Below are 26,996 nucleotides of genomic sequence, written 5' to 3' on the forward strand. Positions count from 1 at the left end.
CGACCAGCGCGTGCTGCGGCCGCTGGAGATCACCGGGCTCACCGAGGTGCTCGACATCTACCCCACGGTGGCCGACGCCCTGCGCTGATGACCGTCCACTGAGGACGCTCGTCAGGGCACGACGACCGCGCGGCCGACGACGTCACCGGCCTCCAGCCGCCGGTAGGCCTCCAGCGCCTCGTCCAGCGGGAAGGTGATCGCGGTGACGCGCAGGAGCCCGCGCGCGGCCAGGTCGAGGACCTCGACCAGTTCGGGCCTGCTGCCCCAGTAGGTGGACTGCACCGACATCTCGTAGGGCACGCCGAAGAACGACACCGGCAGCGTGCCGCCGCCGAGACCGATGATCGTCAGGTCGCCCAGCATGCGGCCGGCCGCGGCGCCGAGCGCCAGTGTGGCGTCGTTGCCCACGCAGTCGAACACCGCGTCGGCGCCCCGGCCACCGGTGGCGCCGCGGATCGTGTCCGCGGCCCGGCCACCCGCGGGCACCACGAGATCGGCGCCGGCCCGCTCCGCGAGTTCGAGCGCCGCCGCCCTGGTGTCCACCGCGATGACGCGCGTCGCGGTGGTGGCCTTGAGGATCTGCACCGCGAGGTGCCCGAGCCCGCCGATCCCGATCACGACCGCGGTGCTGCCCGGCGGCAGCTTCGGCCAGGACCGGCGCACCGCGTGGTAGGGGGTCAGGGCGGCGTCGGTCAGCGGCGCCGCGGTCACCGGGTCCAATCCGTCCGGCAACGGGACCAAGTGCCGGGCCTCCGGCACGAGCATGAACTCGGCCATGCCGCCGTCCAGCCCCAGCCCACCACCGCCGCTCGGAATCGGCGCCGCCGCCGGATCCTCGCAGTAGGTGTCGAGCCCGGCGAGGCACCGGGAACAGGCGCCGCAGCCCCACGACCCGTGCACCGCCACCGGCGTGCCGACGGGCAGGCCGGTGACGCCTTCGCCGGTTTCGTGGACCCATCCGGCGTTCTCGTGCCCCAGCGTGAAGGGCGGCTCCCAGGGCAGCTGCCCCGCTCCGAACTCCCGCATCAGGTGCAGATCCGAGTGGCAGGCGCCGGCCCCGCCGATCCGGACCACCACCTGTCCCGGGCCCGGCCGGGGCTGGTCCACCTCCACCAGTTCCGGGTCGGACTTCCACGTCGGCAACCGCCACGCCCGCATCGCGCCTCCTTCGATTCGCCTGTCGGCCACCGTCGCCGTCGGCCTGCCGCGGCACTAGGGACTTCGAGCCGTTCGGCGTGGGACTTCCTGCCCTTTCCGCCGCCGATCACCGGCGGCGAGCCTGGAGGCATGCCGGAGACCGGGATCGACGTTCGCGAGACCCACATCGGCGCGGTGTTCCTCGTGGGCGACCGCGCCTACAAGCTCAAGAAGCCGGTGGACCTCGGGTTCCTCGACTTCACCGACCGCGCCACCCGGGAACGGGTGTGCCACCGGGAGGTCGAGCTCAACCGGCGCCTGTCGCCCGACGTGTACCTCGGTGTGGCCGATATGCACGGCCCGGACCACGAGGTGTGCGAGCACCTGGTGGTGATGCTCCGCATGCCAGAGGACCGCAGGCTGTCGACCCTGGTGCGTGCCGGGGCGCCACTGGAGCACACCGTTCGCGTGCTCGCCCGGACCCTGGCGCGCTTCCACGCCGCCGCCGAACGCGGTCCGCGCATCAGCGAGCAGGGCTCGCGGGCGGCGATCCGGCGACGGTGGGAGGACAGCTTCGCGCAGGTCCGCCCGTTCCACGGCGTCGTGCTGCACCAGGAGACCGCCGACGAGATCGAGCGGCTGACCCGCGAGTTCCTCGACGGGCGGGACGCGTTGTTCCAGCGGCGGCTGAGCGACGGGCGCGTGGTGGACGGTCACGGCGACCTGCTCGCCGACGACATCTTCTGCCTCGACGACGGTCCGCGCGTGCTGGACTGCCTCGAGTTCGACGACCGGCTGCGCTGGGTGGACGGCCTCGACGACGTCGCCTTCCTCGCCATGGACCTCGAACGCCTCGGCGCGGCCGGGCTCGCCGGGCAGCTCCTCGACGACTACGCCGAGTTCTCCGGCGACCCCGCTCCCCCGGCGCTGCGCCACCACTACATCGCCTACCGCGCGTTCGTGCGCGTCAAGGTCGCCTGCCTCCGGTTCGCCCAGGGCGACGACAGCGCGGCCGGACTCGCCCGCTCCTACGCCGACATCGCGCTGCGCCACCTCCGGCTCGGCCGGCCGCGGATGATCCTCGTCGGCGGCCTCCCCGCCTCCGGCAAGTCCACCCTGGCCGGTTCGGTCGCCGACCGGCTGGGCGCCACGGTGCTGCGCAGCGACCGCATCCGCAAGGAACTGGCGGGCGTCACCCCGGAGGACAGCGCGGCCGCCGGTTACCGCGAAGGCCTCTACGGCCCGGAGACGTCGAAACTGACCTACGACGAGATGCTGCACCGCGCCGGCGAACTGCTCGCGCTCGGGGAGACCGTCGTGCTGGACGCCTCCTGGTCCGAGGCGCACCACCGCCTCGCCGCGGCGAAGGCAGCCGAGCGCGCGGGCAGCCCGCTCGTGCAGCTCCGCTGCTGGGCGCCGGAGACGGTCACCGCCCACCGGCTGGCCACCCGGACCGGCTCGATCTCGGACGCGACGCCGGAGATCCTGCAGCACATGGCGAGCGACGTGCACCCCTGGCCGGAGGCGCACACCGTCCTGACCGCCGGCACCACGGAGGACTCGCTCGCGCAGGCGCTGGCCTACCTGGACTGACACCCCCAGCGACCGCGCCAGGCGGAGGTGGCGGAGCGGGCCGACTACCGGCTCGCCCACCTCCGCGACGGCCTACCCGGCCTGAACCCCCACCAGCGACAGCGCGCCGCGGCACAGTTCGAGGTCCTCGCGTGCCGTCACCACCAGCACCGCGGGCCCGTCGCCGGAACTCACCACCCGGTCACCGCTTCCGCCGGGCAGGGCGGCACGCAGGCCGAGGACCTCGCATCCGGCGATGATCTCGCCGACCACGCCGGGCTGGTGTTCGGCCACGCCGCCGGTGAACACGACCGCGTCGAGGCGGTCCAGGCTCATCGCCGCCGCGCCGATCTCCCGCCGAAGCCGGTGCACGTACACCTCCAGCGCCTCCCGGGCGTCGCGGTCCCCGCCGTCCCGCGCCGCGAGCACTTCCCGCACGTCGCCCGACGTGCCGGTCATCCCGGCCAGCCCGGACTCGCGGTGGAGCACGTGCGCCAGCTGCGGCACGGTGACCTCGCCGGTTTCGAGCACGTGCAGCAGCAACCCGGGATCGACCGAGCCGGACCGGGTCGCCATCGCCGCGCCCTCCAAGGCCGTGAAGCCCATCGAGGTGTCCACACTCGCGCCACCACGGATCGCGGTGACCGACACGCCGGCCCCGATGTGCGCGACCACCAGCCGCAGGTCGTCCTCGGCGCGGCCGAGCAGTTCCGCGGCCCGGCGCAGCGCGTGACGGCACGACAGCCCGTGGAAACCGTAGCGGCGCAACCGGTTCTGGCTCGTCCACGCCCGCGGCAGCGGGTAGCGCGCGGCGCCCGGCGGCAGTCCGGTGTGGAAGGACGTGTCGAAGCAGCCCACGACCGGCGTGCCCGGCAGCAGCCGGCGCACCACTCGGGCGACGTCGACCGACAACGGCTGGTGCAACGGCGCCAGCGGGGTGAGTCGCTCCAGTTCGCGCAACACCGCGTCGTCGAGCACGACCGGCCCCGGCCGGGACCCGCCGTGCACGAACCGGACCGCCACGCAGCCGGGCGGCCCCCACTCCGCCAGCGCCTCGGACACGGCCCGCTCGTCGGCGCGGGCGTCCGCCGCCTGCCACGTGCGGCTGTCCACCACGTCGCCGTCGTGCAGGGCGGCCTTCAGCGACGACGACCCGGGGTTGAGGGTCAGCACCCGCATCGCGCTCACCGGGTCCAGCGCCACTCGCGGACCTCCGGCAGGTCCTCGCCGTGCTCGCGGATCCACCGGCGGTGCCGGGTGCGCGCGTCGGCCATCGCCTGCCGGGTCGTGCCCGCCGTCCGCAGCAGCCCGGGCACCCGGTCGATCACGTCGATCACCAGCTGGAACCGGTCCATGTCATTGAGCACCAGCATGTCGAACGGCGTCGTGGTCGTCCCGCGCTCCTTGTAGCCCCGCACGTGCAGCCCCGCGTGGTTGGCGCGGCGGTAGGCCAGCCGGTGGATCAGCCACGGGTAGCCGTGGTAGGCGAAGATCACCGGCCGGTCCCGCGTGAACAACGCGTCGAACTCGCGGTCGGTCATGCCGTGCGGGTGCTCGGTGTCCGGCTGCAGCCGCATCAGGTCGACCACGTTCACCACCCGCACCGCCAGCTCCGGCAGGTGCTCCCGCAGCAGGGTGACCGCGGCCAGCACCTCCAGCGTCGGGGCGTCACCCGCGCACGCCAGCACCACGTCGGGCTCGTGGCCGGGGTGGGTGCTCGCCCACTCCCAGATCCCGGCGCCGCGGGCGCAGTGCAGCGCGGCCTGCTCGGCGTCGAGCCAGTCCGGGGTGTCGTTCTTGCCCGCCACGATGACGTTGACGTAGTCCCGGCTGCGCAGGCAGTGGTCGGCGACGGTCAGCAGCGTGTTCGTGTCCGGGGGCAGGTACACCCGCACGACCTCGCTGCTCTTGTTGGCCACGTGGTCGATGAAGCCAGGGTCCTGGTGCGAGAAGCCGTTGTGGTCCTGCCGCCACACGTGGGAGGTGAGAAGGTAGTTCAGCGACGCCACCGGGCGCCGCCACGGGATGTCCCGTGAGCTGCGCAGCCACTTGATGTGCTGGTTCACCATCGAGTCGACGATGTGCACGAACGCCTCGTAGCAGGAGAACAGCCCGTGCCGCCCGGTGAGCAGGTAGCCCTCCAGCCAGCCCTGGCACAGGTGCTCCGACAGCACCTCCAGCACCCGGCCGTCGCGGGACAGGTGCTCGTCGACCGGTTCGATCGCGGCCTGCCAGCCCTTTCCGGTGGCCTGGTAGACCGCGTCGAGGCGGTTGGAGGCCGTCTCGTCCGGGCCAAACAGCCGGAAGTTCCGCCTGCCCGCGCTGCGCTCGGCCACCTCCCGCAGGTAGCGGCCCAGCACGCGGGTCGGTTCGTGCACGCTCGTGCCCGGTTCGGTGACCCGCGGCGCGTGGTCGCGCGGATCGGGCAGGTCGAGCGGCCGCAGCAGCGCGCCGCCGTTGGCGTGCGGGCTGGCGCCCATCCGCCGGGTGCCGGACGGGATCAGCGCGGTCACCTCCGGCGTGGGGCGGCCGTCAGCGTCGAACAGCTCCTCCGGCCGGTAGGACCGCAGCCAGCGTTCCAGCGCCGCCAGGTGGTCCGGGTTCTCCCGCACGGCGGGCAGCGGCACCTGGTGCGCGCGCCACGTCCCTTCCACCGGCACACCGTCCACTTCGGACGGGCCGGTCCAGCCCTTGGGGCTGCGCAGCACGATCACCGGCCACCGCGGCCGCCCGGTCGCGGCGCCGGATCGCGCCGCGGCCTGGATGTCCCTGATCTCGGCGACGACGTCGTCAAGCGTCGCGGCCATCGCCTGGTGCATTGTCGCCGGGTCGGAGCCTTCGACGTGGTAGGGCCGGTAGCCGTAACCCCGCAGCAGGTCGTCGAGCTCGTCGCGCGGGATCCGGGACAGGACCGTCGGGTTGGCGATCTTGTAACCGTTGAGGTGCAGGACCGGCAGCACCGCGCCGTCGTGCACCGGGTCGAGGAACTTGTTCGCGTGCCAGCTCGCGGCCAGCGGCCCTGTCTCGGCTTCGCCATCGCCGATCACACAGGCGACCAGCAGGTCCGGGTTGTCGAACGCGGCGCCGTACGCGTGCGCCAGCGAGTAGCCCAGTTCGCCGCCCTCGTGGATCGAGCCCGGCACCACCGGGGCGACGTGGCTGGGCACCCCGCCGGGAAACGAGAACTCGCGGAACAGCGTCCGCATCCCCGCCACGTCCTGCGTGACGTCCGGCGTCAGTTCGGGGTAGCTGCCCTCCAGCCAGGTGTGCGCCAGCAGCGCCGGCCCGCCGTGCCCCGGCCCGGTCACGAAGATCGCGTCCAGGTCGTGCGCCACGATGGCGCGGTTGAGGTGCGCGTAGACGAAGGTCAGTCCGGGCGAGGTGCCCCAGTGCCCGAGCAGCCGCGGCTTGACGTGCCCCGGCGTCAGCGGCTCGCGCAGCAGCGGGTTGTCCATCAGGTAGATCTGGCCCGCCGCGAGGTAGTTCGCGGCGCGCCACTGGCAGTCCACTTGGGACAGTTCGCGACCGGTGAGTGCGGCGCGTGACGGCGCCTCGGTGGTGCTCACGAGCCGGGCCGCGGGCGGACGATCATCACCGGGCACTGCGCGTGGTGGATCAGCGCCTGGCTGGTCGAGCCCAGCAGCAGACCGCTGAACCCGCCCCGGCCGCGACTGCCCACGACGACCAGCTGGGCATGCGCGCTCCAGCTCAGTAGCTGGTGCCGCGGCCGGTCCCGCGCGACGACGCGCTCGACCCGCACGTCGGGGTACTTCTCCTGCCACCCGGCGAGCCGCTCGGCCAGCAGCCGCCGCTCGTCGGCGGCGCTCTCCTCCCAGTCCAGCGCGATCGGCACCATCGACGGGTAGCCGGCGAAGTCCACATCGGACCAGACGTGCACCGCCACCAGGCCGGCGCCGCGCCACGACGCCTCCTCGAACGCGGCCGCGAGGGCGCGCTCGCCGACCGGGCTGCCGTCGACGCCGACGACCACCGGGCCCTCCGCGTTCTCCCGTCCGCGGACGACCACCACCGGGCACCGCGCGTGCGCGGCGACCTCGACGGTCGTCGAGCCGACCAGCATCCCGGCGAACCCGCCGGTGCCGGAACAGCCGAGGACGACAGTCCGGGCGGTGCGGGAGGCCTCGATCAGGGCCAGCGCTCCGGTCTCGGTCGGCCGGCCCGTGGTGATCGTCAGGTCCGTGCCCCCGGCTTCGCGGGCGGTCCGGACGGCGTCGGCGACCAGGTCGTCGGCCGCCTTGACCAGCTCGTCGTAGGCCTGCTGCAGTACCGCGAGACCCGCGCCGTCGAAGCCGGTGATCGGCGCGAAGCCGTGGACGATGCGCAGGGGTTCGTGGCGCTGCCGGGCCGCCTCGGCGGCCCACCGCAGGGCACGCGTGGCCTCCTCGGAGCCGTCCACGCCGACGACGATCGCGTTGCCGTTCATCAGATCCCTCCCGGGTGCGCCGCCACGGCGCTGGCGCTGACGACGCCGGGCACGGCCTCGGCCAGCACGGTCGCCACGTGGCGGTCGGTCTCGTCGTCGAACTCGTCGGCGATGTGCACCACGCCGTCGCGCACCTCCACGTGCCAGCGGTCGGGGCCGCCGTAAAGGCACAGATGCCGGCGCACGTCGCCGGCGATCTCGCTGTCGCTGCGGGCGAAGACCCGCACGATGTCGCCGCGGGTGACGATGCCGACGACCTGGCCGCCCTCGGCGATGGGCATGGCGCGGATCCGGGCGTCCAGCAGGGCGCGGCTGAGCGTGGCCAGGTCGGCGCCCGGGGGCATCGCGGTGGCCGGCGTGGTCATCACCTCGCCCACGGTGGCGCCCGGCGCGCGGTCCGTCCGGTCCTCGTGGGTCCGCGGGTCGCGGGGCAGCCGGTCGGCGACCAGGTCGGCCTCGGTGACGATGCCGACCAGCCGTTCGTCGTCGTCCACGACCGGCAGGGCGGTGAACCCGCGGGACGACAGAATCCGCGCCGCCTCCTTCGCCGAGGTCCGCGGCGTCACGGTCGTGACCGGCCGGCTCATGATGTCCTGTGCTCGCATGGGTTCCACGCTAGGAAGCCGGAGCAGGCCGCACAGCGGGCCATGGTCATCAGGAGGAGGGACTTCCGGCCCTCTCGTGCGCGGCCAGCAGCGGGGAGCGGGCCAGGCCGATCGTCCCCGCCACGATCGCGGCCCCCGCACCCAGTTCGAGGAGCACCCAGGCGCCGCCGCGAACGTTCTCCCCGAACACGGCCACGCCCCACAGCAGCGCCACGAGCGGGTTGACCAGGGTCAGGCCCGGCTGGGACGCGGTCAGGCTCCCCGCGCGGAGCGTGTTCTGCAGCAGGAAGAACCCCAGCGGCGCGGCGACCAGCACCGCGTAGAACTGCCAGGTCGACAGCACCGTGGCGGACGGGTCGCGCACCGCGGCCATGACCGCCGACACCAGGACGGCGGTGAACCCGAACCACGCCCCGGCCGCGCTGCCGAGCAGCAGCGCGCGGCGGCCGCCGGCGCTCACGGCGGCCCCGCGGTGCACCAGGACGGCGACCAGGGTGGTGGTGGCCAGGCAGCCCGCCAGCCATCCGCCCGCGGGCGCCGCGAGCGGATCGCCGCCGGACGGCCGCAAGGCGGCGAGCAGGACCACGACGCCACCGCCGACGCCCGCGACGGGCAGCCATTCGCCGAGCCCGAGGCGGCGACGGCGCAGGATCGCGGTCAGGACCAGGACGAACGCCAGCTCGCCGATCAGGATCGGCTGGACCAGCACGATCGGGCCGGCCGCCAGCGCCAGGGCCTGGAGCACGGACCCGGCCACCATCGAGGTGACGCCGAACCCCCAGGCCGGCTGTTTCGCCAGGTCCCACAGCAGGCGGATGGTCAGGTGCCCGTCCGCGGGCTCGTTCCGCGCGGCCTGCCGCTGCAGGACCGACCCGGCGGCGTTGGCCGCCGCGGCCAGCACCGCCAGCACCACGCAGACCACCACAGCAGTTCCTCCCGGCCGACTGGGCCGAGCATGCGGGACGCTCCCGCCGCCCGGCCAGTGACCTTCGTCCCCGTCCGGCCGCCGTTGGTCAGCGCGCGAGTGGCACCGGCCAATCCGGAGACGCTTCCACCGCACGCCTGAGCAAGCCTGGCCCGCGTCCGCCACCAGGACTGACAGTGGCCGGACGAAGCGACCGGGAACCACCCAGCGCGCCGGTCAGTTGTCCCGGTACCGACCGCACGGAGGTTGCCGATGTCATTCGATCCTCTGCCCCTGGTCGCGTCCTGGCGGCACGAGGGGGCCCGCGCCGGGTTCGAAGTCGCGTTCTTCGCCGAGGAGCGTGGCGGGGTCCGGGTGGAGGGCGTCACCACCGCCACCGAGGACGGCGAGTCCTGGATCGTCGACTACGTGATCCACCTCGACGAGTCGTGGCGGACCAGGTCCGCGCGGATCACCGGCCGCAGCGGCGCCGCCACCCGGGTCAGGCTCATCGAGGCCGACGGTGACGGTCACTGGCAGGTGGACGGCGTCGCCGCGCCCCAGTTGCAGGGCTGCCTGGACCTCGACCTGGAGGCCTCGGCGATGACCAACACCTTCCCCGTGCACCGGCTGCGGTTCCCGGCCGGGCGGCCGGTCCCGGCGCCGGCCGCGTACGTCCGCGCGGTCGGGCTCGCGGTCGACCGCCTGGACCAGAGCTACTCCCGGTCGGACGACGAGCACTACGACTACGCCGCGCCGGAATTCGACTTCACCTGCCGCCTGACCTACGACCGGCACGGCCTCATCCTCGACTACCCGGGCATCGCCGTCCGGGTCCAGTGATGGACCGCGGTCAACGGTCCAGTGTGGAGTGCCCGGTCTGCCGCAGCGTCTCGAAGTCACGCAAGTAGGTCTGCTCGTCGATCTCGCCGCGGGCGAAGCGCTCGGCCAGCAGCTGCTCCGGCGTCGGCCGTTCCCGGTCCTCCGGACCTGGCCGCCGCTGCAGCGCGCGGACCACCAGGACGACAGCCACGATCACCAGCGCCCACAGCGCCACGTTGCCGATGGTCATGAGGGCCATACCCCAGCCGCTCATTCCGTTCCCGTACCAGTACATCATCGCCGGCTCCTTCCCGAGCCCCCAGCATGCGCGGCCACCCGCCGGAGCGGGACGGTCCGAGGTCGCCTCCCCGAGGGCACAAGGTCCCCAGCCACGCGCGCGTGCCGCCTGATCTACGAACCGTCGTAGTAGACTCCGGAAACTGCGCGGAAGCGAGAACGGCCATGCGTTCCCACGGCGAGCACACGGAGCAACGCCCGCGAACCGCACCGGGCGCGAGCACCGTCGTGCTCGGCGTCAGCGGCGTCCAGTGGGCCTCCGAGCAGAACGTGGTCACCGCGGTCCTTGGCCGGCGTCCCGGGGTGCTCGGCGTCGAGGCCAACCCGGTGGCCCAGACGGCGACGGTCGTGTTCGATCCAGAGCGGACTTCGGTCGCCGAGTTGCGGGACTGGGTGACCGACTGCGGCTACCACTGCGCGGGGCAGTCGGTGCCCCACCACGTCTGCGACCCGATGGCCGAGCCGGGCGGGCAGCCCAGCGCAGTGGGTCACGCCGGGATGCCGATGGCGGCGATGGTCGCCGACATGCGCAACCGTTTCCTGGTCGCCGCGCTGTTCTCCGTCCCGATCGTGCTGTGGTCGCCGATCGGCAGCGAGGTGTTCGGCCTGCACCTGCCGACCCCGTTCGGCGTGCGTCAGGACGTCTGGGCGCTGCTGCTCAGCCTGCCGGTCGTCGGATACTCGTCGTGGATCTTCTTCGCCGGGGCCGCGCGCGCGTTGCGGGCCCGCACACTCGACATGATGGTGCTGGTCGCGGTGGCCGTCGGAGCGGGGTGGCTTTACTCGCTCGCGATCACACTCTCCGGAGGCGGCGAGGTCTTCTACGAGGCCGCCACCGTGCTGGCCGCGTTCGTGCTGCTGGGCCACTGGTTCGAGATGCGCGCCCGCGGCGGGGCCAACGACGCCATCCGCACCCTCCTCGACCTCGCCCCGCCCCGGGCGCTGGTGATCCGGGACGGGGAACCGGCAGAGGTCGCGACCGCGGAGGTCGTGGTGGGCGACCTGCTGCTGGTGCGGCCGGGCGCGAAGATCGCCGTGGACGGTGTCGTCGAGGACGGCGAAAGCGAGGTCGACGAGTCGATGGTCACCGGGGAAAGCCTCCCGGTGCACAAGACCCGCGGGTCGGCGGTCATCGGCGCGACCATCAACGTCAACGGCACGCTGCGCGTGCGGGCCACCAAGGTCGGCTCGGACACCGCGCTGGCCCAGATCGTCCAGCTCGTGCAGGAGGCGCAGAACTCCAAGGCCCCCGGCCAGCGCCTCGCCGACCGCGCCGCGTTCTGGCTGGTCCTGGTCGCCCTCGCCGGCGGCACCGCGACGCTCGCGGTGTGGCTGGCCACCGGCAGCACCTTCGCCACCGCGATCCTGTTCGCCATCACCGTCGTGGTGATCACCTGCCCCGACGCGCTCGGCCTCGCCACCCCGACCGCGGTCATGGTCGGCACCGGGCTCGGCGCCCGGCGCGGCGTGCTGTTCAAGAACGCCATCGCACTGGAGACCGCCGCGCGCATCGAGGTCGTGGTGGTGGACAAGACCGGCACCCTCACCAAGGGCGAGCCGGAGGTCACCGCGGTGGTCACCGGCAGCGCGGACAGCAGCGTCGGCGAGGACGAGCTGCTGCGCCTGGCCGCCGCCGTCGAGCGGGAGTCCGAGCACCCGCTGGCGAAGGCGATCGTCCACCACGCCGAAGGCCGCGGGCTGGACGCGCCGCGCACGCAGCGGTTCGAGAACGTCCCGGGGCACGGCGCGATCGCCGAGGTCGACGGCCACCGCGTGGTGGTCGGCAACCAGCGGCTGCTCGACCGGGAAGGCATCGACGCCGGCGCCATGACCGCGGGGCGCGAGCAGCTGGCCGGCGGCGGGCAGACCGCGATCATGGTCGCCGTCGACGGGGTCGCGGCGGGGGTGATCGGTGTCGCCGACGCCGTCCGGGACACCTCCGCGGCCGCCGTCGCCGGACTGCACGAACTCGGCGCCGAGGTCGTGATGCTCACCGGCGACAACCGGGCGACCGCGCACCGCATCGCCCGCCAGCTGGGCATCGACACCGTGCTCGCCGAGGTGCTGCCTAAGGACAAGGCGGCGCAGGTCGCCGCCCTGCAGCGCGACGGCCGCCGCGTCGCGATGGTCGGCGACGGCGTCAATGACGCCCCCGCACTGGCCCAGGCCGATCTGGGGATCGCGATCGGCGCCGGCACCGACGTCGCCATCGAGACCGCCGACGTCGTGCTCATGCGCTCCGACCCGCTCGGCGTGCCGGCCGCGCTGCGGATCGGCCGCGGCACCCTGCGCAAGATGCGGCAGAACCTCGCCTGGGCCATCGGCTACAACGCCCTCGCGCTGCCGATCGCCGCTGGCGTGTTCGAACCCGCCTTCGGGCTCGTGCTCCGCCCGGAGATCGCCGCCCTGTCGATGTCCGGGTCCAGCGTGATCGTCGCCCTCAACGCGCTGGCGCTCAACCGGCTCCGCCTCCCCGTCGTTTGACTACGGTACCCCCCTAGGGTATAAATTCTCCTGTCGGCGCCACCCGGGCCGACGTGAGGAGAAGGAACGATGCGGGGTTACACCAGCGACAAGGACGGCTACCTCACCCGGCTGCGCCGGATCGAAGGGCAGATCCGGGGCCTGCAGCGGATGGTCGAGAACGACGAGTACTGCATCGACGTGCTCACGCAGATCGCCGCGGCCACGAAGGCCCTCCAGTCGGTGTCGCTGGGCCTGATGGACGAGCACCTCAAGCACTGCGTGGCCGAAGCGATCGCCGTCGGCGGCGACACGGCCGACGCGAAGGTGCGCGAGGCCAGCGAAGCCATCGCCCGGCTGGTCCGTTCCTGACGACCGGAAGAAGGAGAGCCATGAGCGAGCAGACCTACACCGTGACCGGCATGACCTGCGAGCACTGCGTGCGCTCGGTGACCGAGGAGGTCCGGGAGATCGACGGCGTCACCGACGTGGCCGTCGACCTGCCCACCGGACGGGTCACCATCACCAGCGAGCACGAGCTCACCACCGACGCGGTCCGCGCCGCCGTCGAAGAAGCCGGTTACCAGCTGACCGCGTAGCGGCAGCCCGAGGACAGGAATGTCATGAACACTGCAGGGAAGCTCTCCGCCTGCGGTGCGGCGCTCGCCCTGGTCGCCGGAGGCGGCTGGGCGATCGGCACCGCTGTCGGTCCCGTCACCAGCGAAGCTGGCACGCGTGGCGCCGAGGACGCCGCGCACGGGGACAGCCACAGCGGCACTGTCGCGGAGACCACGCAACCCGACCAGCCCGCGGGGCTGGCGTCGTCCAGGGGCGGTTACACCCTCACGCCCACCCGCACGACGCTCACCACCGGGACCACCGAGGAGTTCTCCTTCCGGATCACCGGACCGGACGGCAACGCGGTCACCGCGTTCGACGTCGAGCACGAGAAGCGCATGCACCTCATCGTGGTGCGCCGCGACACCGCCGGGTTCCAGCACATCCACCCGGAGATGGCCGGTGACGGCACCTGGACCGTGCCGCTGGCCGTCGCCGACGCCGGCAGCTACCGCGCCTTCGCCGACTTCAAGCCCACCGGCGGCCAGGCCACCACCCTGGGCGTCGACCTGGCGGCGGCGGGCGACTTCCAGCCGGCCCACCACCCGGCGACACGCGTGGCGCGGGTGGACGGCTACGAGGTCCGGCTCGACGGCGAACTGACCCCGGGACGCACGTCGAAGGTGACGGCCACCGTCACCAAGGACGGCCACGACGTCACCGACCTGCAGCCCTACCTCGGCGCCTACGGGCACCTGGTGGCGCTGCGCGAAGGCGACCTCGCCTACCTGCACGTCCACCCGGACGGCAGCCCTGGCGACGGGACGACGAAGCCGGGGCCGGGCGTCACCTTCCACGCCGAAGTCCCCTCCGCCGGCACCTACCGGCTCTTCCTCGACTTCCAGCACGCGGGCCAGGTCCGCACGGCCGAGTTCACCGTGCCGACCGCGGGCAGCGCGCCCACCGCACCGCCCGCACCGCCCGCCACCGGCGACGGCCACGGCCACAGCCACGGCTGATCGAGGAGAACCACGATGACTTCGGATGTGCGGAACCGCCCGCAGGCCGCCCAGGACGTCGAACTGGCGATCGGCGGCATGACCTGCGCCTCGTGCGCGATGCGGATCGAACGCAAGCTCAACAAGCTCGACGGCGTCACCGCGACCGTCAACTACGCGACCGAGAAGGCGAAGGTCAGTTTCCCCGCCGGCCTCGACCCGGCCACCCTGGTCGAGCAGGTCGAGGCGGCGGGCTACACGGCGACCCTGCCGCGGCCGGAACCCGCGGAGCCGGACACCGCCGAGGAGGACCCGTCGCGGTCGTTGCGGCAGCGGCTGATCGGCTCGCTGGTGCTGTCGGTGCCGGTGGTCGTGCTGGCGATGGTCCCGGCGCTGCAGTTCACCTACTGGCAGTGGATCTCCCTCACGCTCGCCGCACCGGTGATCGTCTGGGGCGCGTGGCCGTTCCACCGCGCCGCGTGGGCGAACCTGCGCCACGGCGCGGCCACGATGGACACGCTGATCTCGATGGGCACGCTCGCGGCGTTCGCCTGGTCGCTCTACGCGCTGCTGTTCGGCAGCGCCGGCGTGCCCGGCATGACGCACCCGTTCGAGCTGACCATTCAGCGGATCAGCGGGGACGGCAACATCTACCTCGAGGTCGCGGCCGGGGTGACCACGTTCATCCTCGCCGGCCGCTACTTCGAGGCCCGCTCGAAGCGGCGGGCCGGGGCCGCGTTGCGGGCGCTGCTCGAACTCGGCGCCAAGGAGGTGGCGGTGCTGCGCGGCGGCCGGGAAGTCCGCATCCCGGTCGAGCAGCTGGCCGTGGGCGACCGCTTCGTGGTCCGGCCCGGCGAGAAGATCGCCACCGACGGCGTGGTCGAAGACGGCAGCTCCGCGGTCGACGCGAGCATGCTCACCGGCGAGTCCGTGCCGGTCGAGGTCGGGCCGGGCGACGCGGTCACCGGCGCGACCGTGAACTCCGGCGGCAGGCTGGTCGTGCGGGCGACGCGGGTCGGCGCGGACACGCAGCTGGCGCAGATGGCGAAACTGGTCGAGGAAGCGCAGACCGGCAAGGCGGCCGTGCAACGGCTGGCCGACCGGGTCTCGGCGGTGTTCGTGCCGATCGTCATCGCACTCGCGGCCGGCACCCTGGCGTTCTGGCTCGGCGCGGGCGGCACGGTGTCCGCGGCGTTCACCGCCGCGGTGGCGGTGCTGATCATCGCCTGCCCGTGCGCGCTGGGCCTGGCCACGCCGACCGCGCTGCTGGTCGGCACCGGGCGGGGCGCCCAGCTGGGCATCCTGATCAAGGGCCCGGAGGTGCTGGAGTCCACCCGCCGCGTCGACACGATCGTGCTGGACAAGACCGGCACGGTCACCACCGGCAAGATGGCACTGACCGGCGTGCACGCCGCCGACGGTGTGGACGCCGACGAGGTGCTGCGGCTGGCGGGCGCTCTGGAGAACGCTTCCGAGCACCCCATCGCGCAGGCGATCGCCGCCGGAGCCCGGGAACGGGTTGGCGAGCTGCCCGCCGTCGAAGGCTTCACCAACGTCGAAGGCCTTGGCGTGCAAGGGATCGTCGACGGCAAGGCCGTGCTCGTCGGCCGCACCGCGCTACTGGCCGACTGGAGCCAGCACCTCTCCCCCGGCCTCGCCGAGGCCAAGGCCGCGGCCGAGCAGCGCGGCGGCACGGCGGTCGCGGTCGGCTGGGACGGGCGGGCGCGGGCGGTGCTGGTGGTCGCCGACACCGTCAAACCCACCTCCGCCGAGGCGATCCGGCAGCTGCGCGGGCTCGGGCTCACCCCGATCCTGCTCACCGGCGACAACCGGGCCGCGGCCGAGGCGGTCGCCGCGGAGGTCGGGATCGACACGGTGATCGCCGAGGTCCTGCCAGCCGACAAGGTCGACGTGGTCAAGCGGCTGCAGGACGAGGGCGAGGTCGTGGCGATGGTCGGCGACGGGGTCAACGACGCCGCCGCGCTCGCCCAGGCCGACCTCGGCCTGGCGATGGGCACCGGCACCGACGTCGCGATCGAGGCGAGCGACCTGACCCTGGTGCGCGGCGACCTGCGGGTGGCGGCCGACGCGATCCGGTTGTCCCGGCGGACCCTGCGCACGATCAAGGGCAACCTGTTCTGGGCCTTCGCCTACAACGTGGCGGCCCTGCCGCTGGCCGCCGCCGGCCTGCTCAACCCGATGATCGCGGGCGCCGCGATGGCGTTCAGCTCGGTCTTCGTGGTCAGCAACAGCCTGCGGCTGCGTGGTTTCCGCGGCACCACCACCCACGCGGGCGAGGGCATCGCGCGGCGGGCGGCGGAGGAACCGGTCGCGGTCGGCTGACCGGGGACGGAGACCGCGGCCGGCGGGCGCCGGCCGCGGTCCTTCGCTGCGGCGCATCTCGTCAGCGCCACCCCGGCGAGAACTCAGACCAGCCCGAGCAGGCACGCCGTCAGGGCGGCGGAGATCGTCAGGGCCGCGCCCACGACGAACGGCAGCAGCGCCGCGATGACGCCGGCCGCCCCACGGACAGCCAGGCGGCGCACTCCCCCGGACGGCACTCCGCCCCAGTCCAGACGCGCGAGCCGCACGTCCACCGCGTCCCGCGCCATGGCCAGCGCGATCGCCGGCGTACCGCAACCGGACACCCCCACCAGCGCCGAGCGCACCGCGCGCGGCCCGCACCGGCGGGTGGCGGTGACGTCGGCGGCGAGCTCCACCAGTTCCCGCAGCGCGGCGGGCGCTTCGCGGAGCAACGGCAGGAACGGCGGGCCGTGCGGAGCGCGTCGGCGAGGGCGACCAGCTGGTGGTGCCGCCCGGCCAGATGCGCGCGCCCGTGCACCAGCACCGCGGCCACGGCGTCGCGGTCGAGGTGGCGGCGCAGCCCTTCGGTGGCGACGACGACGCCCCGCCGTCCGCCGAGGCTGAACGCCAGCGGCCGGTCGTGCGCCAGCCACACCGTGGCCTCACCGTCCGCGCGCCCCGCGAGCCGCAACGCGGCCAGGTGCTCCCGCCGGAGCCGGGCGCGGCGCCGGATACCGCGGGCGCCGACGACGAGCAGGCGGCAGGCGGCGGCCCCGAGCAGGGCGAGACCCAGCGCGCCGCCGGCCTGTTCGACCGCGGGCGGCGAGCCGTGCTGCAGCGCGTCCCAGCAACCGGTGATCGCCGCGAGCAGCGGGCCGAACGAGCCGTGGGCGGGCAGGAGCAGCAGCACCACGCCCGTGACGGCGGCGAGCGCCACCCCGAACGCGGACAGCACCCAGCACAGGATCAGCAGCACCGGGTCACGGCGCCGCAGGTCGCGCGCCCGCAGCCACCGCGGCATCCACCAGCTCGCCGACACCGCGCCGGCGAGCAGGGACAGGGCGACGATCACCGCTTCCGTGCCTTCCGGCGCAGGCCCTTGCGCAGGACGTCGACTTCCTCCTCGGACGCCGACTGCGCGAAGTGCAGCAGCACCGCCTCGGGGTCGCCGGAGGAATCCAGGATGGTCCGCAGCGCGCGGGCGGCCGCCTCCTCCCGGCTGAGCGCGGGCTGGTAGCGGTAGGCCTTGCCGTCGAGCGCACGCTCGACCCAGCCCTTGCGGTGGAGGTTGTCGAGCACAGTCATCACGGTTGTGTAGGCCAGCTGCCGCGGGGTGCTGAGCCGTTCCAGGACCTCCCGGACCTTGACCGGCTCCGCGACGCGCCACAGCACGTCCATGACCGAGGACTCCAGGTCGCCGAGACCGAACATCCCCACCTCCGCTCCGCCACCGGGAGCGTCCACGATAACCGGCCGTCCGGGGCGCCTGCGAGGAGGACGGTTGCCTGTTCCTACTACCTCACCTAGTATCAGCCGCGCGGTGATCGCGTTTCACGACGCGCACCCGCGTGCACGGGCCCCCCTCCCGGTGCACGCCCCGCGCGGGTGCGGGGCGCGGCTCGTTCCGCCCCCGCACCCGACCAGGTCCAGTGTGGACTTTCCCGCCACAGCGCGCACCCGTCACACCTCCGGTCCACGAGACTTCCCACTGGCGATCTCGATACCCCCCGGGGTACCGTGGATGCCAACGGAACCAAGGAGGTCCACCGATGTGTCGTCGTGTGACGTGTTCGCGGTGCGGCAAGGCCACCTACGCCGGGTGCGGCCAGCACGTGGAAGAAGTGCTCGCCGATGTGCCAGCCGGGCAGCGCTGCCGGTGCGAGCCCGAGCCGGAGAAGCCGGGCGGGGCGTTGCGGCGCCTGTTCGGGCGATGAGCGTGCGGAAGGCGGAGGTGGCCTGATGGAGATGGGACCCGAACTGACCGGCGACGCGCTGGTGCGGCTGCGCCGCGCGCGGGGACAGCTGGCCGCGGTGATCAGCATGATGGAGAACGGCGGGGACTGCCAGGAGGTGCTCACCCAGCTGGCCGCGGTGTCCCGCGCGCTGGACCGCGCCGGGTTCAAGATCGTCGCCAGCGGGATGCGGCACTGCCAGGCCGCACGCGACCGCGGGGAGGAACCCCCGATGACCGAAGCCGAGCTGGAAAAGCTGTTCCTGGCCCTGGCCTGACCCCCCGGCGCCGTTCCCGCGGCGCCGCGGTGTCTCCGACACATACCCCCCGGGGTACCAACCAGGCCGAACCGAAGGAGAAAGGCCATGCTGGATGTACGGGTGATCGAGACGTCGTCGCTGGGCGACCGCAGCTACCTCGCCCACGACGGAGAACTCGCGGTGGTGGTCGATCCGCAACGCGACATCGACCGGATCGCCGCACTGGCGGGCCGGCTCGGGGTCCGCGTCGCGTGGGTGCTGGAAACCCACGTGCACAACGACTACGTCTCCGGCGGGCTGCACCTGGCCCGGCTCACCGGGGCGCGCTACGGGGTCTCCGCGGCCGACGACGTGCCGTTCGAGCGCGTTGCCGTGCGCGAGGGGGACGTGATCGAAGTGTCCGGGCGGATGCGGATCCGGCCGGTCGCCACCCCCGGCCACACCTTCCACCACCTGTCCTACGTCCTCGACGGGCCGGACGGGCCGGCGGGCGTGTTCACCGGCGGGTCCCTGCTGCTGGGCACCACCGGCCGCACCGACCTGCTCGGCCAGGACCACGCGCACGAACTGGCCCGCCACCAGCACTCGTCCGCCCGCCGCCTCGCCGACCTGCTGCCCGACGGCGCGGCCGTGTGGCCCACCCACGGGTTCGGCAGCTTCTGCTCGGCCGGGCAGGCCGAGGGCGAGGCCTCCTCGATCGGCCGCGAACGGCGGCACAACCCGGCACTGACGCTGGCGGAGGGTGAGTTCGTCGAGCAGACCCTGGCCGGCCTGGACGTCTACCCGGCCTACTACGCCCACATGGGGCCCCGCAACGCCGCCGGACCCGATCCCATCGACCTCACCCCGGCCCGCACCGCCGGACCGGACGAACTGCGGCGGCGGATCGACGACGGCGAATGGGTGGTGGACCTGCGCTCCCGCAAGGCGTTCGTGCACTCGCATCTGGCCGGCACGGTGAGCCTCGGCCTCGACGGGCCGATGGCGACGTGGCTGGGCTGGCTCATCGACTGGGGCGCGCCGATCACGCTGCTCGGCGAGACCCCGGAGGACGTCGCGCAGGCTCAGCGGGAACTGGCCCGCATCGGCATCGACCGGCCAGCCGCCGCGGCCAGTGGCGGGCCCGAGGAGTGGGCGGGCGGCCGGTCCGGCCTGCTGGCGAGCCTGCCCGCGGCGACGTTCGCCGACCTGGCCGCCGCGCTCCGGCACGGTCACGCCGGCGCCTACCCGCCGCCCGCGGTGGTGCTGGACGTCCGCCTGCCGCACGAGTGGCGGGACGGCCACGTGCGCGGCGCCGTCCACATCCCGCTGCCCGAACTCCCCCACCGGATCGGCGAAATCCCCGCCGGGCCGGTGTGGGTGCACTGCGCCAGCGGCTACCGCGCCACTGCCGCGGCCTCGCTGCTCGCCAGGGCCGGGCGGACCGTGGTCCTCATCGACGACGTCTTCACGGGTGCCGCCGACGCCGGCGTGCCCATGGCGGCCTGACCCGTGCTCGCCACCGTCGCGCTGCCCGAACTCGATCCAGGCCCGGTGTGGGTGCACCGCGCCAGCGGCTATCGCGCAACCGCCGCCATGCCGATGGCGGGATGACCTGTGCTCGCCGTCGTCGCGCTGGCCGGGCTGCTCATCGGGGTGGCGCTGGGCGCGCTCGGTGCGGGCGGGTCGATCCTCGCGGTGCCCGCCCTGGTCTACCTCGCCGGGCAGCCTCTCGCCGCCGCCGTCCCCACCGCGCTGATCGTGGTCGGGCTGTCCTCCGCGGCCGCGGTGGCGCCCCGGTTGCGGGCCGGCGTGGTGCGGTGGCGGGTCGCGCTGGTCTTCGGCGCGGCCGGCGTCCCCGCCGCCTTCGGGGGCGCCGCACTGGGCCGGTCGCTGTCGCCGCGGCTGCTGATGCTCGGGTTCGCCATGCTGATGGCGGTCGTCGCCGTGCGCATGCTGCGGGAGCGCGCGGGCGCCGGCGGCGCGTGCCGCACCACGAGCGGGGGCGTCAACTGGCGCACCTGCCTGCCCTCCGCCGTCGGCACCGGCGCCGTCGTCGGCCTGCTGACCGGGTTGTTCGGGGTCGGCGGCGGGTTCCTCATCGTCCCCGCGCTGACCCTGCTGCTCGGCCTGGACGCGGCCGCGGCGGTCGCGACCTCGCTGGTCGTCATCGTGATCAACTCGGCGGCCGGGCTGGTGGCCCACGCCGGAGCTCCCGTCGACTGGGGCGTCACCGCCGTGTTCGCAGTGACGGCCGCGATCGCCGCGGTCGCGGGCGGGCGGCTGACGCGCCGCCTGCCGGCGAAGCTGGTCCGGCGGGCGTTCGCCGTGGTGGTCCTGCTGGTGGCGGCCGGGCTCGCCGTGGCGGTCACGGTCGCCCCGGACTCCCTGCCGGTGAGCTGACGCCGCTCGCGGGGTGGTCCGGAAAACGCCCGAGCAGGCCGGCCACCTCACCGTCGGACACCTGCCCGAGCCGGTGGTACCACTGGCCCACCGCGGTGAACCCGGCCGGCGCCGCCAGGCACACGACCTCGTCGGCGTCGCGGCGGAGAGCGGCGATCGCGCCCGGCTCCCCCACCGGCACGGCCAGCACCACACGCGCCGCGCCGAGCGCCCACGCGACCTGGCACGCGGCGCGGGCCGTGGCACCGGTCGCCACCCCGTCGTCGACGATGAGCGCCGTCCGGCCCGCCAGGTCGATCCGGCCTCGCCCGGCGCGGAACGCCTCCACCCGGCGCCGCAACTCGGCGCGCTCGGCCCGCTCGACCGCGGCCAGCTCCCCGGCGCTCACCCCGGCCCGACGCACGATCTCGCCGTTGACCACGCGCACCCCCTCCTCGCCGATGGCGCCCATCGCGAGCTCCGGCCGGCAGTGCACGCCGAGCTTGCGGACCACGACGACGTCGAGGGGCGCGCGCAGCGCCCGCGCGACCTCGAACGCGACCGGCACCCCACCCCTCGGCAACCCCAGCACCACGACGTCTTCCCCGCGCAAGGCCATCAGCCGCTCCGCCAGCGCTCGTCCGGCATCGCTCCGGTCGGTGAATCTCATCGCTGCCTCCACTCCGGCGGTCACGTCCCGAGCCTGGAACCCGGCAGGGCTCACCGGCAGGGCCCACCGTCGTCACGGGGCCTGACGAAAGTCCTCGCCATCGGGGCGGAAATGCCACGGGGAACCGGGAACTCCGGCTGTGTCGGCGGCCGGGCCGCGGCGAGCAGGCTGGGCGGAAGCACCCGACGAGAGGAAGGACCGGGACGATGTCCAGCCCCGTCACCACCGCAAAGCCCGCACCCGACCGCTACCCCGACCTGGCCGACCGGCGGCTCGCGGCCACGATGACCGCCGAAGACCACGCCGAGGACCGCGGGCTGGACCCGTTCGAGCGCACGACCTGCCGGACCCACCGCCGCTGGCTGCACCAGTGCGTCGCGTCGCCACAGCACGTCGTGGTCATCACCGGGCACCGCTGGTGCCGCGACTGCGCCTGCGCCCTGACCGTGCTCGTGGACGAGCTCACCGGCGACGTCCGCCTGACCTGCCCGCGCTGCCGCACCACACCCGACAACCGCGTCACCCGGCAGCTCGTCCGCGCCTGCCGGGGCAGCCTGGCCGCCGCGGCCGAAGGCCGGGACCGGACGCGAACGCCCTGAAGGAGACGCGATGCCCGCCCACGAACCACTGCCCCAGCCGGCCGCCTGGCGGGCCGTCGGCGCCTGCGCCGTCGAGACCGCGCGGATGCTCGCCCGCCGCGAAATCCACCTGCCGCGACGCCACGTCGGCGAACGGCTCACCTTCGCCGACGGCAGTTCCGGTGTCGTGTACCGCGAGACCACAGTGGACAGTCCGCCCGGGGACCCGTGCGTCCTCGTCGTCACCTTCCGGCTGCGGTGGGTGCGCGGCCGCGGTCACACGCTGTTCCGCTGGGAAAGCCTGCTGAACACGCCCCTGTTCGTGGGGTTCCCCGGTTTCACGTCCAAGCTGTGGCTGGCCCACGACGACCGCGGCCGGTACCGCGGGGTGTACGAATGGGACGGTCCGGAACGGGCGGAGCACTACGCCCGGTCGCTGTGGCGCGTGCTCGCGCTGGTCAGCGTTCCGGGCTCCATCGACTACGTGGTGCTGCCGGGGCAGCGGCGCGACGACGTGCTCGCCCACCCCGGGCAGCTGGGCGCCCCGGCCGAGCGGGAGTCCTGGTGGCGGCCGGTCCCGGCCGCCTGAGCGCGGACGTCCTCGTCGCCGGCGCCGGGCCCACCGGGCTCACGGCCGCGCTGATGCTGCACGACCACGGCGCGGCGGTGCGGATCGTCGACCGGCGGCCCGGGGCGTTCCGGCCATCGCGCGCGATGATCGTGCACCCCCGTACCCTGGAGGTGCTCCGGCCGCTCGGCGTGGCCGGCGCGCTCCTGGACCGCGGGGACCGGTCCCCCGAAGCCGAGCTGCACCTGGGCCGCCGCCGGGTACGGGTGCGGCTGAACGCCCTCGACCTGCCGGACACCGCCTTCCCGCACCTCACGCTCCTGCGTCAGATGGACGTCGAGGACGTCCTCCTCGGCGCGCTGGCCCGGCGCGGCGTGCGCGTCGAGCGCGGCACCGAGCTCGCCGATTTCCGGCCAGTGCCCGGCTCCGTGACGGCGACCCTGCGCTCGGCGGCGGGCGCGCGGGAGGAGCGGTACCGGTTCCTCGCGGGGTGCGACGGTCAGGCGAGCACGGTGCGGGCCCGGGCCGGCCTGGGCTGGCCCGGCGGCCCGTACCGGGAGGACGCGGTGCTGGCCGACCTCGACCTCGACACCGGCCTCACGCCCGGCGTCGCGCACGTCGTGGCCGGCCGGGAGGGACTGCTGATGCTGTTCGCGCTCGGCGAAACCGCCGGGTGGCGCCTCCTCGCGACGCGCCCGCACGGCGCCGCCGCCGATCCGCGGGACCTGCTCGCCGGCGCCGGCCTGGACGTGCGGGTGCGGAACGTGGCGTGGTCGTCGCGGATCCCCCTGCAGCACCGGCTCGCCACCGGATTCCGCGCGGGACCGGTGTTCCTGGCCGGCGACGCGGCCCACGCGCACTCGCCGGCCGGCGGGCAGGGCATGAACACCGGCATCCAGGACGCGGTCAACCTGGGGTGGAAACTCGCCTACGCCGCCCGCCACGAGGAGGACCTCCCGGCGCTGCTCGGGTCCTACGAGCAGGAGCGCCGCCCGGTGGCGAGGCAGGTGCTGGCGCTGACGCACCTGGTCTTCTGGGCGGAGGCCGGGACGGGTCCGGTGCCCGCGTTCCTGCGCGGCACCCTGGCACCGTTGGCCGCGCCGGTCATTCCCGTGGCGATGAACCGCCGCCGCCTGGTCGCGACGCTCGTCCGGACGTTGTCGCAGCTGCGGGTGAACTACCGGTCGAGCCCGCTGTCCGAGGGGATCGGCGCCCCGCGGCCGGGCGACCGCCTGCCCGACGAGACCGTGCGGTGCGCGGGGCGGGACGTCCGGCTGCACGAGCTCACCGCCGCGCCCGGCGTACACGTGCTCCTGCACCGCGACGCCCGCCTGCCGAAGGTGTCCGGTCGCGCCACCGTCCACCGCCTACCGGACAGACCGGCCCGGACGATCATCGCCGTCCGGCCCGACGGCCACGTGGGTTTCCGCGACACCGACCCCGCCCGGGTCACGGGGTGGCTCGACCTGATCGGCGCGCCCGGCGGCTAACGACCGCCCTCGCGCACCCTGGTGGCGAGCACCGCCGCCTGGGCGCGGCGCCGCAGACCGAGTTTGGCCAGCAGGTGCGAGACGTAGTTCTTCACGGTCTTCTCCGCGAGGAACATGCGCCGTCCGATCTGCGCGTTGGTGAGACCTTCCCCGAGCAGGTCCAGGATCTCGCGCTCCCGGCCGGTCAGGCCCGCCAGTGGCCCCTCGTCCCGGACGTTCCGGCGCAGCCTGTTCATCAGGGTCGCGGCCGCCCGGGTGTCCAGCAACGAACGTCCAGCGCCGACGTCGCGGACGGCGTCGACCAAGCCCGCGCCCCTGATGTCCTTGATGACGTACCCGCCCGCCCCGGCGAGGATGGCCTCCAGCATGGCCTCCTCGTCGGTGTAGGAGGTGAGCATCAGGACGTTGAGCCCGGGCAGCCGGGAGCGCAGCTCGCGGCACAGTTCGATGCCGTTGCCGTCGGGCAGGCGCACGTCGAGGACGGCGACGTCGGGGCGCAGGGCCGGGATGCGGGCCAGCGCCTCGGCGGCGGTCGTGGCCTCACCCACGACCGCGAGGTCCGGGTCGCTGCCGAGCAGGTCGGCGGCGCCGCGCCGGACCACTTCGTGATCGTCGACCAGGAACACCGAGATCATCGCCGCGCTCCCCGAACGAGTCGATGTCCGAAGGTCAGGCCTTCGAAGTACCGGCGAGGCGTGGCGAAGGTCCCCTTCGCCAGGGACCAAAGTCACCTGGCGAGGGGACCTCCGCGCCGCGCCCTTCGGTCAGTAGTAGGTGACCGTCACCGCTCCGGTCGTGGCGTTCCAGGTGATGAAGCCGCCCCGGAAGTCGCTGCGCCGGCCGGTGCTGATGCCGTACTCGTCGCTCACCGGCAGACCGAGGCGGCTGCCCGTGCCGCCCACGGCGATGTACCGCGACAGGATCAACCCGTGCACCTCGTGCGCGGCGGTCGCCGCCGACCAGTACACGTTGCCGCCCTGGAACTGCGACGCCCGGCCGCCCGTGACGGCCACCTCGTCGGACACTGGGTAGCCGAGGAAGCCGGTCTCCCAGCCCAGTGACGCCCACTTGTCGCGGATCGCGCCGTAGACGGTGTGCGGCCCGGTCGGCGGGCTCCAGTAGATCGAGCCGCCCTGGAAGTGGTTGAACCGGCCGATCCGGTCCGGCGTGGTGGTCTCGTCGGTGCGCGGGAACCCGAGGAACGACGTCACCGACCCCATCCCGAAGTACTTGCCGCCGATCGCGCCGTGCACCTCGAACGTGCCGATGTCGTTGCGCCAGTAGATCCGGCCGATGTCGAACCACTGCACCGCGCTGGTGCCGCTGGTGGTGGCCACCATTTCCCCGGTGCGCGGCACGCCCAGTACCGACCGCTGGGCGCCCAGAGCGGCGTACTTCGCGCCGATCAGGCCCTTCGTCACCGACCGGTACGGGTCGGTGAAGCCGTACCCCATGCCGCGCAGCGTCGAGATGATCGACGGCAGCGCGGCGGTGTCGGTGGAGTCGTCACCGAGGTGCATCAGGATCGTCCCGCCGGGCACCGTGTACTGGCGCACCCGCGCCAGGATCGTGTCCAGGCTCGCGCCCTGGTAACCGGTGGTGTCGTAGGTCCAGTCGTAGTTGACGTAGTACCCGCGGGCGGCCAGGTCGCGGTTGACCCCCGCGTCCAGGTAACCGTCGCGGTAGGGCGCGCGGAACCAGCCCGCCGAGGTGAAGCCCAGGCGGTTGTAGGCGGCCTCGGCGCGGTCCAGCTGGCTCCACCGGGAGGCCTGCGTCTCCTGCGTGAAGTAGGGGTGGTCGTAGCTGTGGTTGATCAGCTTGTGCCCGGCGGAGATCAGCGCCCTGGTCTGGTCGGGGTACTTCTCGACGTACCGGCCGGTGAGCGCGAACGCGGCGGTGATCCCGTTCTCCCGCAGGATGCGCAGGACCTCGCCGGGGTTGCCGGCGCTCCACCAGTCGGCGTCGAAGGTGAGCGTCACGTTCTTGGTGGTGGTGTCGTAGGCACGCGTGAACACGTTCGCGGACGCGGGCGGGGCGTCCGCGGCCGATGCGGTCAGCGGCACGGCGAGGGCGGCGGCCGCCGCCAGCACCGCCGTGATCTTCCTGGTGGTTCTCATCGGATCGTCCCCTCCGTCGGAGATGTCGGTCTGCCTGGACCGTCTCCCCGGCGGGACGTCCGTGACGAGGGCATCTGGTCCCGAACGGACCGGACCAACGGCCCTGCGCCGCCGTCAGGCCGTCGCGGGTGCGCGCAGGCGGCGCAGGATCGCGTCGATGGCGCCGCGCGGGGCGCCCGCCGTCCCCTGCGCGCGGACGACGCGGTCCCCCGCCGACAGGGTGGCCTCGGCGAGCACGTGGTCGGCGCGGCGGGGCGCGCGCAGCGTCAGCCGCACCCTGTCCACCGGCTCGGGGTGGTGCGAGGCGAGGTGTCGCAACTCGTCGAGGGCGTAGCCGAGCGCGGCGGGATCCATCTGGCCGGCGATCTCCACGTGCACGCCCGGCTCGCCCAGTCCGGGCGCGGGCAGGCCGCAGAAGCAGGTCGGTGCGGTCACGCCTCCACCGTCCCGGCCCGGCGCCGCCGCGGTCAGGGGCTTTGGTCAGCGCCTCGCCGGGACTTTCGTCCACACCGGCCGTCAGGTGACCTTCGGCCCCGGGGCTGGTGACTTCCGCAGCCCCCGGGACGGGGTCCGGGGCCGTACGTTCGAGGAGTACCCACCACCGGAAGGCGACTGCCGTGATCACTGTGTTCCTGGTCGACGACCACGAGGTCGTCCGCCGCGGCGTCGGCGACCTGCTCGAGGCCGATGCCGGGCTGAAGGTCGTCGGTGAGGCGTCCACCGCCGCGCAGGCGCTGGCCCGCATCCCGGCGCTGCGCCCCGACGTCGCCGTCCTCGACGTGCGCCTGCCGGACGGCAACGGCATCGAACTCTGCCGCGAGCTGCGCTCCCGGCTGCCCGAACTCAACGTCCTCATCCTGACCTCCTACACCGACGAGGAGGCCATGCTCAACGCCA

28 protein-coding genes are annotated in these 26,996 nt (G+C 73.9%); 15 read left to right on the forward strand and 13 right to left on the reverse strand.

All coding sequences use genetic code 11. From position 1 onward, the window contains the following. Positions 1 to 111 precede the first annotated feature (111 nt). Entirely contained in the window at positions 112 to 1,158 is a 1,047-nt protein-coding gene (locus L2C96_RS41660) for an NAD(P)-dependent alcohol dehydrogenase (protein ID WP_237339996.1), read from the reverse strand. 129 nt (positions 1,159 to 1,287) lie between these two features. Here L2C96_RS41660 and L2C96_RS41665 point away from each other — a divergent pair, with 129 nt between their 5' ends. Then, positions 1,288 to 2,730, forward strand: coding sequence for a bifunctional aminoglycoside phosphotransferase/ATP-binding protein (locus L2C96_RS41665; RefSeq protein ID WP_237339997.1), 1,443 nt, complete (start codon positions 1,288 to 1,290; stop codon positions 2,728 to 2,730). A 72-nt stretch (positions 2,731 to 2,802) separates the two neighbouring features. On the opposite strand, the gene L2C96_RS41670 is transcribed toward L2C96_RS41665, so the two are convergent. Genes L2C96_RS41670 through L2C96_RS41690 form a run of 5 tightly spaced genes read right to left on the reverse strand, consistent with a single transcriptional unit; the run spans position 2,803 to position 8,683 of the window. Next, on the reverse strand, positions 2,803 to 3,888 hold the full coding sequence (locus L2C96_RS41670) for an acetate/propionate family kinase (protein ID WP_237340017.1): 1,086 nt from the start codon (positions 3,886 to 3,888) through the stop codon (positions 2,803 to 2,805). A 5-nt stretch (positions 3,889 to 3,893) separates the two neighbouring features. Beyond that, positions 3,894 to 6,275, reverse strand: coding sequence for a phosphoketolase family protein (locus tag L2C96_RS41675; RefSeq protein ID WP_237339998.1), 2,382 nt, complete (start codon positions 6,273 to 6,275; stop codon positions 3,894 to 3,896). Further along, entirely contained in the window at positions 6,272 to 7,153 is an 882-nt protein-coding gene (locus L2C96_RS41680) for a universal stress protein (protein WP_237339999.1), read from the reverse strand. The genes L2C96_RS41675 and L2C96_RS41680 overlap by 4 nt, the downstream gene beginning before the upstream one ends. After that, positions 7,153 to 7,758, reverse strand: a complete 606-nt coding sequence (locus L2C96_RS41685; RefSeq protein ID WP_237340000.1) for a CBS domain-containing protein — start codon at positions 7,756 to 7,758, stop codon at positions 7,153 to 7,155. The genes L2C96_RS41680 and L2C96_RS41685 overlap by 1 nt, the downstream gene beginning before the upstream one ends. A 49-nt stretch (positions 7,759 to 7,807) precedes the next feature. Then, the gene (locus L2C96_RS41690) at positions 7,808 to 8,683 is read right to left on the reverse strand and encodes a DMT family transporter (protein WP_237340001.1); all 876 of its coding nucleotides are present in this window, start codon (positions 8,681 to 8,683) and stop codon (positions 7,808 to 7,810) included. Positions 8,684 to 8,935: 252 nt separating this feature from the next. On the opposite strand from L2C96_RS41690, the gene L2C96_RS41695 reads away from it, so the two are divergent. Further along, positions 8,936 to 9,505 (forward strand): putative glycolipid-binding domain-containing protein, encoded by a 570-nt coding sequence (locus tag L2C96_RS41695; protein ID WP_237340002.1) that lies wholly within the window; start codon positions 8,936 to 8,938, stop codon positions 9,503 to 9,505. Positions 9,506 to 9,515: 10 nt separating this feature from the next. Here the strand turns inward: L2C96_RS41695 and L2C96_RS41700 are convergent, their stop codons facing one another. Then, complete coding sequence (locus L2C96_RS41700; protein ID WP_027936597.1) at positions 9,516 to 9,782, reverse strand: SHOCT domain-containing protein; 267 nt, start codon at positions 9,780 to 9,782, stop codon at positions 9,516 to 9,518. A 164-nt stretch (positions 9,783 to 9,946) separates the two neighbouring features. On the opposite strand from L2C96_RS41700, the gene L2C96_RS41705 reads away from it, so the two are divergent. The 5 genes from L2C96_RS41705 to L2C96_RS41725 all read left to right on the forward strand — a co-directional run bounded on the left by L2C96_RS41705 (position 9,947) and on the right by L2C96_RS41725 (position 16,143). Then, positions 9,947 to 12,265, forward strand: coding sequence for a heavy metal translocating P-type ATPase (locus L2C96_RS41705; protein WP_237340003.1), 2,319 nt, complete (start codon positions 9,947 to 9,949; stop codon positions 12,263 to 12,265). Positions 12,266 to 12,334: 69 nt separating this feature from the next. Continuing rightward, the gene (locus L2C96_RS41710) at positions 12,335 to 12,616 is read left to right on the forward strand and encodes a metal-sensitive transcriptional regulator (protein ID WP_020422877.1); all 282 of its coding nucleotides are present in this window, start codon (positions 12,335 to 12,337) and stop codon (positions 12,614 to 12,616) included. A 20-nt stretch (positions 12,617 to 12,636) separates the two neighbouring features. Further along, the gene (locus L2C96_RS41715; RefSeq protein ID WP_237340004.1) at positions 12,637 to 12,843 is read left to right on the forward strand and encodes a heavy-metal-associated domain-containing protein; all 207 of its coding nucleotides are present in this window, start codon (positions 12,637 to 12,639) and stop codon (positions 12,841 to 12,843) included. 24 nt (positions 12,844 to 12,867) lie between these two features. Next, positions 12,868 to 13,821 (forward strand): DUF8832 domain-containing protein, encoded by a 954-nt coding sequence (locus tag L2C96_RS41720; protein ID WP_237340005.1) that lies wholly within the window; start codon positions 12,868 to 12,870, stop codon positions 13,819 to 13,821. 15 nt (positions 13,822 to 13,836) lie between these two features. Next, complete coding sequence (locus L2C96_RS41725) at positions 13,837 to 16,143, forward strand: heavy metal translocating P-type ATPase (RefSeq protein ID WP_237340006.1); 2,307 nt, start codon at positions 13,837 to 13,839, stop codon at positions 16,141 to 16,143. A 127-nt stretch (positions 16,144 to 16,270) separates the two neighbouring features. Here the strand turns inward: L2C96_RS41725 and L2C96_RS41730 are convergent, their stop codons facing one another. Both L2C96_RS41730 and L2C96_RS41735 read right to left on the reverse strand, forming a co-directional pair. Beyond that, the gene (locus tag L2C96_RS41730) at positions 16,271 to 17,176 is read right to left on the reverse strand and encodes a M48 family metalloprotease (RefSeq protein ID WP_237340007.1); all 906 of its coding nucleotides are present in this window, start codon (positions 17,174 to 17,176) and stop codon (positions 16,271 to 16,273) included. Continuing rightward, on the reverse strand, positions 17,173 to 17,535 hold the full coding sequence (locus tag L2C96_RS41735) for a BlaI/MecI/CopY family transcriptional regulator (protein ID WP_237340018.1): 363 nt from the start codon (positions 17,533 to 17,535) through the stop codon (positions 17,173 to 17,175). Before L2C96_RS41735 ends, L2C96_RS41730 begins: the two co-directional genes overlap by 4 nt. A 338-nt stretch (positions 17,536 to 17,873) precedes the next feature. Here L2C96_RS41735 and L2C96_RS45560 point away from each other — a divergent pair, with 338 nt between their 5' ends. The 4 genes from L2C96_RS45560 to L2C96_RS41750 all read left to right on the forward strand — a co-directional run bounded on the left by L2C96_RS45560 (position 17,874) and on the right by L2C96_RS41750 (position 20,697). Further along, the gene (locus tag L2C96_RS45560; protein ID WP_345069415.1) at positions 17,874 to 18,038 is read left to right on the forward strand and encodes a DUF8730 family Cys-rich protein; all 165 of its coding nucleotides are present in this window, start codon (positions 17,874 to 17,876) and stop codon (positions 18,036 to 18,038) included. Positions 18,039 to 18,063: 25 nt separating this feature from the next. Continuing rightward, the gene (locus L2C96_RS41740) at positions 18,064 to 18,333 is read left to right on the forward strand and encodes a metal-sensitive transcriptional regulator (RefSeq protein ID WP_017982580.1); all 270 of its coding nucleotides are present in this window, start codon (positions 18,064 to 18,066) and stop codon (positions 18,331 to 18,333) included. Positions 18,334 to 18,420: 87 nt separating this feature from the next. Further along, entirely contained in the window at positions 18,421 to 19,803 is a 1,383-nt protein-coding gene (locus L2C96_RS41745) for an MBL fold metallo-hydrolase (RefSeq protein ID WP_237340008.1), read from the forward strand. 108 nt (positions 19,804 to 19,911) lie between these two features. Beyond that, positions 19,912 to 20,697 carry a sulfite exporter TauE/SafE family protein gene (locus L2C96_RS41750; RefSeq protein ID WP_237340009.1) on the forward strand — a complete coding sequence of 262 codons (786 nt, stop codon included), beginning with the start codon at positions 19,912 to 19,914 and terminating at the stop codon, positions 20,695 to 20,697. Here L2C96_RS41750 and L2C96_RS41755 read toward each other — a convergent pair. Further along, entirely contained in the window at positions 20,663 to 21,346 is a 684-nt protein-coding gene (locus L2C96_RS41755) for a phosphoribosyltransferase (RefSeq protein WP_237340010.1), read from the reverse strand. The genes L2C96_RS41750 and L2C96_RS41755 overlap by 35 nt on opposite strands. A 206-nt stretch (positions 21,347 to 21,552) precedes the next feature. On the opposite strand from L2C96_RS41755, the gene L2C96_RS41760 reads away from it, so the two are divergent. Genes L2C96_RS41760 through L2C96_RS41770 form a run of 3 tightly spaced genes read left to right on the forward strand, consistent with a single transcriptional unit; the run spans position 21,553 to position 23,982 of the window. Continuing rightward, positions 21,553 to 21,945, forward strand: a complete 393-nt coding sequence (locus tag L2C96_RS41760; RefSeq protein ID WP_237340011.1) for a hypothetical protein — start codon at positions 21,553 to 21,555, stop codon at positions 21,943 to 21,945. Positions 21,946 to 21,955: 10 nt separating this feature from the next. Then, entirely contained in the window at positions 21,956 to 22,513 is a 558-nt protein-coding gene (locus tag L2C96_RS41765; RefSeq protein WP_020422867.1) for a hypothetical protein, read from the forward strand. Continuing rightward, positions 22,489 to 23,982 (forward strand): FAD-dependent monooxygenase, encoded by a 1,494-nt coding sequence (locus L2C96_RS41770; RefSeq protein WP_237340012.1) that lies wholly within the window; start codon positions 22,489 to 22,491, stop codon positions 23,980 to 23,982. The genes L2C96_RS41765 and L2C96_RS41770 overlap by 25 nt, the downstream gene beginning before the upstream one ends. Here the strand turns inward: L2C96_RS41770 and L2C96_RS41775 are convergent. The 3 genes from L2C96_RS41775 to L2C96_RS41785 all read right to left on the reverse strand — a co-directional run bounded on the left by L2C96_RS41775 (position 23,979) and on the right by L2C96_RS41785 (position 26,534). Then, complete coding sequence (locus L2C96_RS41775; protein WP_237340013.1) at positions 23,979 to 24,617, reverse strand: response regulator; 639 nt, start codon at positions 24,615 to 24,617, stop codon at positions 23,979 to 23,981. The genes L2C96_RS41770 and L2C96_RS41775 overlap by 4 nt on opposite strands. Before the next feature lie 129 nt (positions 24,618 to 24,746). Further along, on the reverse strand, positions 24,747 to 26,099 hold the full coding sequence (locus L2C96_RS41780) for a polysaccharide deacetylase family protein (protein WP_237340014.1): 1,353 nt from the start codon (positions 26,097 to 26,099) through the stop codon (positions 24,747 to 24,749). 114 nt (positions 26,100 to 26,213) lie between these two features. Then, positions 26,214 to 26,534, reverse strand: coding sequence for a hypothetical protein (locus L2C96_RS41785; protein WP_237340015.1), 321 nt, complete (start codon positions 26,532 to 26,534; stop codon positions 26,214 to 26,216). A 182-nt stretch (positions 26,535 to 26,716) separates the two neighbouring features. On the opposite strand from L2C96_RS41785, the gene L2C96_RS41790 reads away from it, so the two are divergent. Beyond that, positions 26,717 to 26,996 (forward strand): response regulator (locus L2C96_RS41790; protein WP_237340016.1); only part of this gene is annotated, 280 nt, incomplete at its 3' end.

The sequence above is a fragment of the Amycolatopsis tucumanensis genome (assembly GCF_021654135.1).
Classification (GTDB): Bacteria; Actinomycetota; Actinomycetes; order Mycobacteriales; family Pseudonocardiaceae; genus Amycolatopsis_E; species Amycolatopsis_E tucumanensis.

What these genes read in the sequence shown, in the direction of transcription:
- L2C96_RS41660 (WP_237339996.1), bottom strand. Translation starts at nt 1,158, where the DNA reads ATGCGGGCGTGGCGGTTGCCGACGTGGAAGTCCGACCCGGAACTGGTG.
- L2C96_RS41665 (WP_237339997.1), top strand. Translation starts at nt 1,288, where the DNA reads ATGCCGGAGACCGGGATCGACGTTCGCGAGACCCACATCGGCGCGGTG.
- L2C96_RS41670 (WP_237340017.1), bottom strand. Translation starts at nt 3,888, where the DNA reads ATGCGGGTGCTGACCCTCAACCCCGGGTCGTCGTCGCTGAAGGCCGCC.
- L2C96_RS41680 (WP_237339999.1), bottom strand. Translation starts at nt 7,153, where the DNA reads ATGAACGGCAACGCGATCGTCGTCGGCGTGGACGGCTCCGAGGAGGCC.
- L2C96_RS41685 (WP_237340000.1), bottom strand. Translation starts at nt 7,758, where the DNA reads ATGCGAGCACAGGACATCATGAGCCGGCCGGTCACGACCGTGACGCCG.
- L2C96_RS41695 (WP_237340002.1), top strand. Translation starts at nt 8,936, where the DNA reads ATGTCATTCGATCCTCTGCCCCTGGTCGCGTCCTGGCGGCACGAGGGG.
- L2C96_RS41700 (WP_027936597.1), bottom strand. Translation starts at nt 9,782, where the DNA reads ATGATGTACTGGTACGGGAACGGAATGAGCGGCTGGGGTATGGCCCTC.
- L2C96_RS41705 (WP_237340003.1), top strand. Translation starts at nt 9,947, where the DNA reads ATGCGTTCCCACGGCGAGCACACGGAGCAACGCCCGCGAACCGCACCG.
- L2C96_RS41710 (WP_020422877.1), top strand. Translation starts at nt 12,335, where the DNA reads ATGCGGGGTTACACCAGCGACAAGGACGGCTACCTCACCCGGCTGCGC.
- L2C96_RS41715 (WP_237340004.1), top strand. Translation starts at nt 12,637, where the DNA reads ATGAGCGAGCAGACCTACACCGTGACCGGCATGACCTGCGAGCACTGC.
- L2C96_RS41720 (WP_237340005.1), top strand. Translation starts at nt 12,868, where the DNA reads ATGAACACTGCAGGGAAGCTCTCCGCCTGCGGTGCGGCGCTCGCCCTG.
- L2C96_RS41725 (WP_237340006.1), top strand. Translation starts at nt 13,837, where the DNA reads ATGACTTCGGATGTGCGGAACCGCCCGCAGGCCGCCCAGGACGTCGAA.
- L2C96_RS41735 (WP_237340018.1), bottom strand. Translation starts at nt 17,535, where the DNA reads ATGTTCGGTCTCGGCGACCTGGAGTCCTCGGTCATGGACGTGCTGTGG.
- L2C96_RS45560 (WP_345069415.1), top strand. Translation starts at nt 17,874, where the DNA reads ATGTGTCGTCGTGTGACGTGTTCGCGGTGCGGCAAGGCCACCTACGCC.
- L2C96_RS41740 (WP_017982580.1), top strand. Translation starts at nt 18,064, where the DNA reads ATGGAGATGGGACCCGAACTGACCGGCGACGCGCTGGTGCGGCTGCGC.
- L2C96_RS41745 (WP_237340008.1), top strand. Translation starts at nt 18,421, where the DNA reads ATGCTGGATGTACGGGTGATCGAGACGTCGTCGCTGGGCGACCGCAGC.
- L2C96_RS41755 (WP_237340010.1), bottom strand. Translation starts at nt 21,346, where the DNA reads ATGAGATTCACCGACCGGAGCGATGCCGGACGAGCGCTGGCGGAGCGG.
- L2C96_RS41760 (WP_237340011.1), top strand. Translation starts at nt 21,553, where the DNA reads ATGTCCAGCCCCGTCACCACCGCAAAGCCCGCACCCGACCGCTACCCC.
- L2C96_RS41765 (WP_020422867.1), top strand. Translation starts at nt 21,956, where the DNA reads ATGCCCGCCCACGAACCACTGCCCCAGCCGGCCGCCTGGCGGGCCGTC.
- L2C96_RS41775 (WP_237340013.1), bottom strand. Translation starts at nt 24,617, where the DNA reads ATGATCTCGGTGTTCCTGGTCGACGATCACGAAGTGGTCCGGCGCGGC.
- L2C96_RS41780 (WP_237340014.1), bottom strand. Translation starts at nt 26,099, where the DNA reads ATGAGAACCACCAGGAAGATCACGGCGGTGCTGGCGGCGGCCGCCGCC.